Origin of the sequence: Paenibacillus sp. OT2-17, from assembly GCF_009827695.1 — a bacterium.
GTDB lineage: Bacteria > Bacillota > Bacilli > Paenibacillales > Paenibacillaceae > Paenibacillus > Paenibacillus polymyxa_B.
Window position 1 is genome coordinate 1 of sequence record NZ_WUDQ01000187.1, and the last position, 6,502, is coordinate 6,502.

Sequence of the window (6,502 nt, forward strand, 5' to 3'; positions counted from 1 at the left end):
GGGCATACAGACTGCCGGAGAACAGGAGAATACCCACCAGCATAACCCAGCCTGCGGTAACGATGAGAGAAGAATGGACAAGGCTGTCAGCAAGAACTCCAAGCAGCAGCAAACCCAGTCCGTGAGCGATTTGATATTGAATTCCTGTCTGGAATATGCTCATCATGTCTACGGAAAGTCTCTTTTTCAATGCGTGTGCGCCGAACGCTCCCAGAGCTACGGCTAAAAACATCACGATACAACCAAGCAATAGCAAAATTTTCATGTTTTAACGCCTCCCTGTGAAATAGTACCGATTCCAATCGATTTCGTCAATTTTCCTTGTGAATCTCTAAACTTATAGAATTTTTCGACTCTCATTTGGCGCCTAGTGTGGTATATTTTTTCCAGGGCCAATGCGAAGCATTTGGAGCAATAGACAGCGTGTCCTCCACCTTTTTTATGGGAAAGTGAGGTGATGATGCTGTCTTTTTGTGCTGTCGTTTTTCGGAATAAAATCTTGTGTAAAGCCAAAATTGATAATGGAGAGGATGAATGCAAAAGTGATCAGCAGAAAATCAGTGTTCAGGAAATCTGTCTCTATGGTCATGTCAGCCATTTTGGTACTTCCGTTAACCTTGGGCTTATTTCAGGCAGGACCCGACCGTGCATCAGCCGCAACACCGGAAACGACACGCTTTTTACAATTGTATAAACAGCTGAAGGATCCGGCTAGCGGATACTTTTCAAAAGAAGGCATCCCTTATCATTCCGTTGAAACGCTTATGAGCGAGGCTCCAGATTACGGACACTTAACGACTTCGGAAGCGTACAGCTACTGGATGTGGCTGGAAGTGCTGTATGGTCATTATACCGGGGATTGGGGGCATTTGGAATCCGCATGGGACAACATGGAGAAATATATCATTCCTGTTAATGAAGGCGACGGTAAGGAAGAGCAGCCGACAATGAGTAACTACAACCCGAACAGCCCCGCCACCTATGCCGCAGAATACTCACAGCCGGATCAATACCCAAGCCGTCTGAGTGGACAGTATGGTGGTGGCAAGGATCCACTGGACTCTGAGCTGAAGGCAACCTATGGCAACAACCAGACTTATCTGATGCACTGGTTGTTGGACGTGGATAATTGGTACGGCTTCGGAAATCTTCTGAATCCGTCGCATACAGCAGCCTATGTAAACACCTTCCAGCGCGGGGAACAGGAATCGGTCTGGGAGGCTGTACCACATCCATCGCAAGACAATCAAAAGTTTGGCAAGCCTAATGAAGGCTTTATGAGCTTGTTTACCAAGGAAAATAATGCCCCGGCACAGCAATGGCGTTACACGAATGCCACCGATGCAGATGCACGGGCAGTTCAAGCGATGTACTGGGCTAAGGAATTGGGATATGACAACTCCGTATATTTGGATAAAGCCAAAAAGATGGGAGACTTTTTGCGGTACGGCATGTACGATAAATACTTCCAGAAAACCGGAAGCGCTTCCAATGGAACTCCAATTGCTGGTACGGGCAAGGATGCCAGTCTTTATCTGATGGCATGGTATACAGCCTGGGGCGGCGGACTTGGCCAAAGCGGCAACTGGGCTTGGCGTATTGGTGCCAGCCATGCACATCAGGGCTACCAAAATGTCGTCGCAGCGTATGCGTTGTCCGATCAAGATGGTGGATTAATACCGAATTCACCAACGGCGGGACAGGACTGGGCGACCTCGCTGAAGCGCCAACTGGAGTTTTATACTTGGCTGCAATCCGATGAGGGGGCCATTGCAGGCGGAGCGACGAATAGCTGGGATGGTGCCTACAAGGCTTATCCATCTGGCACAAGTACCTTTTATGGCATGGCTTATACAGGGGCTCCTGTATATAACGATCCACCCTCGAACAACTGGTTCGGGATGCAGGCTTGGCCTGTCGAGCGAGTTGCCGAGCTGTACTACATTTTAGCCAAGAAAGGGGATACTTCGTCCGAGCAGTTTAAAATGGCTAAACAAGTGACGGAAAACTGGATAGCGTGGTCCAAGAGCTATGTATTTGCCAACGAACGGCCTGTGAGTGATGCGCAGGGATACTATTTGGACGCTCAAGGTAAGCGTATTCTAGGTGGTAAGAATCCGAAAGTAGCTACTACAGCGGCTAAAGGTGAGTTCTGGCTGCCGAGCAATCTGGAATGGAGCGGAAAGCCTGAAACCTGGAGCGGATTTGCCAATCATAAAGGGAATACCAATCTCCATGTGGTAACAAAGAATCCGGGGCAGGATGCCGGAGTGCTGGGCAGCTATGTTAAAGCACTTACTTTCTTTGCTGCTGGAACGAAAGCTGAAAAAGGAGACTATTCCGAGTTAGGCAAGGAAGCTAAGGATCTGTCTAAAGCTTTGCTTGATGCTGCATGGGGTTATAACGATGGTATAGGCATTACAACGAAGGAAGCGCGCGAAGATTATTATCGTTATTTTACCAAAGAAGTGTATATCCCGAGCGGCTGGAGTGGTAAGACTGGGCAAGGCAACACGATCCCTGGTACCGACGCTACACCGTCTGATCCGTCTAAAGGTGGTAATGGTACGTATTCCAGCTACAGCGATATCCGCCCTAATATCACCAAAGATCCGCAATGGTCCTATCTTAAAGATAAATACACGACTTCATGGAACAAGCAGACCAAAAAATGGGATAAAGGCGCTCCAGAATTTACGTATCACCGTTTCTTGTCCCAAGTTGATATGGCAACGGCTTATGCCGAGTATGACCGTCTCATTAACGGTAGTGGACCAACCGAGCCTACAGCTCCCAAAGCTCCGGCAAATGTGAAGGCAAACGCAGGGGATGCTCAGGTTACACTGACCTGGAGCAAAGCGACGGGTGCCGATAGCTATACGGTCAAGCGCTCCACAACCAGTGGTGGCCCATATACTACAGTAGCAATAGTAACAGACAGCACTTACAAGGATACAGGAGTGGTGAATGAAACCACTTATTATTATGTGGCAAGTGCAACAAATTCTTTAGGAACCAGCCCGGATTCTGCCGAGGTCAGTGCCAAGCCTACGGCAGCACCCATTCCAGCAACGGGAGATGTGATTGCCCAATACCGCGTGGGCGACACCAACCCGGGAGATAACCAGATTCGGCCACTGTTCCGTGTTGTAAACAAGGGTAAAGAGGCAGTTGATCTGAAAAATGTCAAGCTGCGATACTACTACACCGTAGATGGCGACAAGTCACAGGAATTCCATTGTGACTATGCACAGTTGGGCAGTAGTAACGTTCAGGGACGTTTTGTGAAACTGGATAAGGCCGTTACAGGCGCAGATTATTATCTGGAAATCTCCTTTGGAGCTGGTGCGGGAAGTCTGGCAGCAGGGGAAAACACAGGGGACATTCAGATTCGCATGAACAAGACGGACTGGAGCAACTATAACGAAAGTGATGATTTTTCCTATGATCCAACCAAGACATCTTATACGGATTGGGGCAAAGCACCATTGTATATAAATGACAAACGTGTCTGGGGTCTGGAGCCTTGATTGTAAACTAATTGTAGAGATTACGGGCGGAATGTGAGATCATTTAATTCACTTCCGTCCGTTTTTTTGTGATCGGATTCGTGGTACACTATGATCGTTACATTATTACATACATGACCGAGGTGACCTGAGACATGAATGACAATTTGGCACAGGCTCTGAATGAGCAAATGAACTTTGAATTTTACTCCGCTCACGTATATCTGGCGATGGCTGCTTATTGCTCCAGTGAAAGTCTGGATGGGTTTGCAAACTTCTTCCTGGTACAAGCTGAGGAGGAACGGTTTCATGCCATGAAACTGTATAAATACATTAATGACCGTAGAGGACGCGCCACATTGGCTGCATTGCCGGAGCCAAAAAACAGCTACGATTCCATGCTGGACGTATTTGAGCATGGCTACAAGCATGAGCAGCAAAACACGCAAAAATTTTATCATCTGGCTGACTTGGCCCTCGATGGACGCGAGCATGCAACGATCCATTTCCTGAAATGGTTTATTGATGAGCAAGTCGAAGAGGAAGCTCTGTTCGACAGTGTTATCCAGAAGCTTAAGCGCATTGAAAGAGACAGCAACGCCTTTTATATGCTGGACAGCGAGTTTGCCAAACGCAGCTTTACTGCCCCTGCGGAGTAATACAGCATACATGGTGTGTTTTGAATGCCGGAGATATGGCCAGCATTTTATTCGTCTAGAAAGTAAAAAAGCCCGATTTTCGGGCTTTTTTGCGTTGACTTTAATTAACGAATTCCCATCTTTCTAGGGGCTATTGTTATTTTAAATGGAGTTATAGAAAAAATTAATTTGTCGCTGGATGGTGAGCATGCTACAGTTATGTTAACTTTTATATCTCATTAAGTAGATAGGATTAATTATTTTGGTGATTCACGAGCATTATAATAACACTATAGGGAGGCGGGTTAGTATGAGTGAAATCTATCGTCTGGCACTCCAAGAGGATGCAGAAAGATTGCAGTATGTGACGTATGAGGCGTATGAAACAATTCGGCAGTTGGAGCTTCGATGGCCTGCCGCTCAGGCAGATGTTGCTCTCATTCAAGAAAACATTAAAAATAATGATTGCTATGTGCTGGAAGTAGACGGTGTCATTCAGGCTACCGTTAGCCATCTCAAAAATAGAGCCCTTAATTTTATAACCGATCTACCGTTTGTGATGTGGTTTGCTGTAGACCCGGCTGCCCAGGGCAAAGGATATGGGAAAAAACTGCTGAATTGGGTAGAGCAAACGATTATTCGTGACAAGGTCGGTGCTCCTGCTGTGACACTGGCGACTGCGGAAAAGCATCCCTATTTGCTATCCATGTATGAGCGTTGGGGGTATGAACGTATCCATGCTTTTGACCATGGGACAGGGGACGGGACGATGCATTTACTGCGTAAAGTGGTGAATCCTGAATTATTCTCCACCTACATTCGTGAAAAAAATGAAGCTGAGACAGCTAACCGAAATTAGACGCGACCATAGGGAACGGACGAAGCCGATTCGTTCGCAGAAGGGGGGCAGGAGCGAATGAAGTTTGTATTGTTCAGCCTAATGGCTAATCTGCCTAATGCGATTACCGGAGAAGCCTGGAGTTCGCAGCAAAAATTCCAAAATGTAATTAAGCAGGCTGTGCTCGCAGAGGAGCTTGGTTTTGATGCGTATGGTGTGGGGGAGCGGCATGGTGCGCCTTTTTTGTCGTCTTCACCTCCACTCGTTCTGACCGCTATAGCAGCGAGAACTGAACGGATTCGTCTGCTGACGATGGTAACGGTGCTTAGTATTCTTGACCCGGTACGCGTAGCTGAGGATTATGCGACATTGGATCATTTATCGGGCGGAAGATTAGAACTGATTATCGGAAAAGGCAATGATCCACGCCATTATCCGTTGTTTGGAATTACGGAGGAAGAGCAGTGGGAATCGTTAGCAGAACGCTATCGTCTGCTCAAACGGCTATGGAGCGAGGAAGAGGTTACGTGGAAGGGCAACTATCGGCCCCCGCTGTATCAGGTCACGACACAGCCACGCCCGTATCAACAGCAAATTCCGATATGGCATGGAAGTGCCTCCAGTACATTATCGACGGAGCTGGCTGCACAATATGGAGAGCCGTTATTTTCCTCAAATTCTTTCCATCCTCAGGCCAAGTATAAAGGCTTAATTGATCATTACCGTGAACGGCTGGCTTATTACGGTCATGACCCGGCTCAGGCTGTAATTGGTGCCGGAGCCGGGAGCTTGTATCTGGCGGATACAGACGAGGAAGCGATCAGACGCTATCGCCCGTATTATGATGCTTACCACTCGACGGCGGCGGCTCAGCATAATCAATCCCCGTTTACAAGTTTGGAAGATAACATCCGCAACGGTCCAGTTCTGATTGGTTCTGCGGACAGCGTTCTCGAAAAAATACGGAACTATTATACTGCGTTCGGCCATCAGGTACTTAGCATAAGCGTGGATGGGCTGGGAGAGCAGGAGCAGCTTGAACAGCTGCATCGGTTTGCCGAGGATATCATTCCTGTGCTGCGGCGAGAGATTCCCAGCACTATTTGGCAGCAGGTGCCGAACCTACACAAAGAAAATGGATCACTGGCTGCTATTCCTAATGGGGCTACCTCCATTTCTCCTATTTTTCAGTTGTGATTGATGAATAATACTACCCTCTCTCATGAAAGTATCCGAAGTAGCGGTGTTTTCGGGTCGATAGCAACTGAGAGAGGGTCTTTTTAGTTTTAGACAAATTGACAGAGATAAATAAAAAGAGTAACGTAATTGTGTATTTATTAAAATTATATAAAATTAATCGGATTAATTAAAATTTAAAGATGTGGAATCTGATGATATAAAGGAGGAATTTTTTTTGAGCGACTCGCAATCTAGCACGACCAAGCGCTGTATAACAGCCGAGGATTTATATCGACTTCACTGGGTTAGCGATCCAGCTATTCATCCTATTAGTGGTG

General features: G+C 46.9%; 5 protein-coding genes. 4 read left to right on the forward strand and 1 reads right to left on the reverse strand.

The window, feature by feature from the left end:
* Nucleotides 1–265 (reverse strand): DUF423 domain-containing protein (locus GRP75_RS16810; RefSeq protein ID WP_160789856.1); only part of this gene is annotated, 265 nt, incomplete at its 3' end.
* 316 nt (nt 266–581) lie between these two features.
* Here GRP75_RS16810 and GRP75_RS16815 point away from each other — a divergent pair.
* The 4 genes from GRP75_RS16815 to GRP75_RS16830 all read left to right on the forward strand — a co-directional run bounded on the left by GRP75_RS16815 (nt 582) and on the right by GRP75_RS16830 (nt 6,182).
* Nucleotides 582–3,530, forward strand: a complete 2,949-nt coding sequence (locus tag GRP75_RS16815) for a glycoside hydrolase family 48 protein (RefSeq protein ID WP_202404179.1) — start codon at nt 582–584, stop codon at nt 3,528–3,530.
* Nucleotides 3,531–3,664: 134 nt separating this feature from the next.
* Entirely contained in the window at nt 3,665–4,168 is a 504-nt protein-coding gene (locus tag GRP75_RS16820) for a ferritin (RefSeq protein WP_013310291.1), read from the forward strand.
* Between the two features lie 289 nt (nt 4,169–4,457).
* On the forward strand, nt 4,458–5,006 hold the full coding sequence (locus tag GRP75_RS16825; RefSeq protein ID WP_023988541.1) for a GNAT family N-acetyltransferase: 549 nt from the start codon (nt 4,458–4,460) through the stop codon (nt 5,004–5,006).
* 57 nt (nt 5,007–5,063) lie between these two features.
* The gene (locus tag GRP75_RS16830) at nt 5,064–6,182 is read left to right on the forward strand and encodes an LLM class flavin-dependent oxidoreductase (protein WP_160789858.1); all 1,119 of its coding nucleotides are present in this window, start codon (nt 5,064–5,066) and stop codon (nt 6,180–6,182) included.
* Nucleotides 6,183–6,502: the final 320 nt, after the last annotated feature.

Bases quoted from the DNA above. Each gene is read 5' to 3' on its own strand.
- GRP75_RS16815 (WP_202404179.1), top strand. From the start codon at position 582: ATGGTCATGTCAGCCATTTTGGTACTTCCGTTAACCTTGGGCTTATTT.
- GRP75_RS16820 (WP_013310291.1), top strand. From the start codon at position 3,665: ATGAATGACAATTTGGCACAGGCTCTGAATGAGCAAATGAACTTTGAA.
- GRP75_RS16825 (WP_023988541.1), top strand. From the start codon at position 4,458: ATGAGTGAAATCTATCGTCTGGCACTCCAAGAGGATGCAGAAAGATTG.
- GRP75_RS16830 (WP_160789858.1), top strand. From the start codon at position 5,064: ATGAAGTTTGTATTGTTCAGCCTAATGGCTAATCTGCCTAATGCGATT.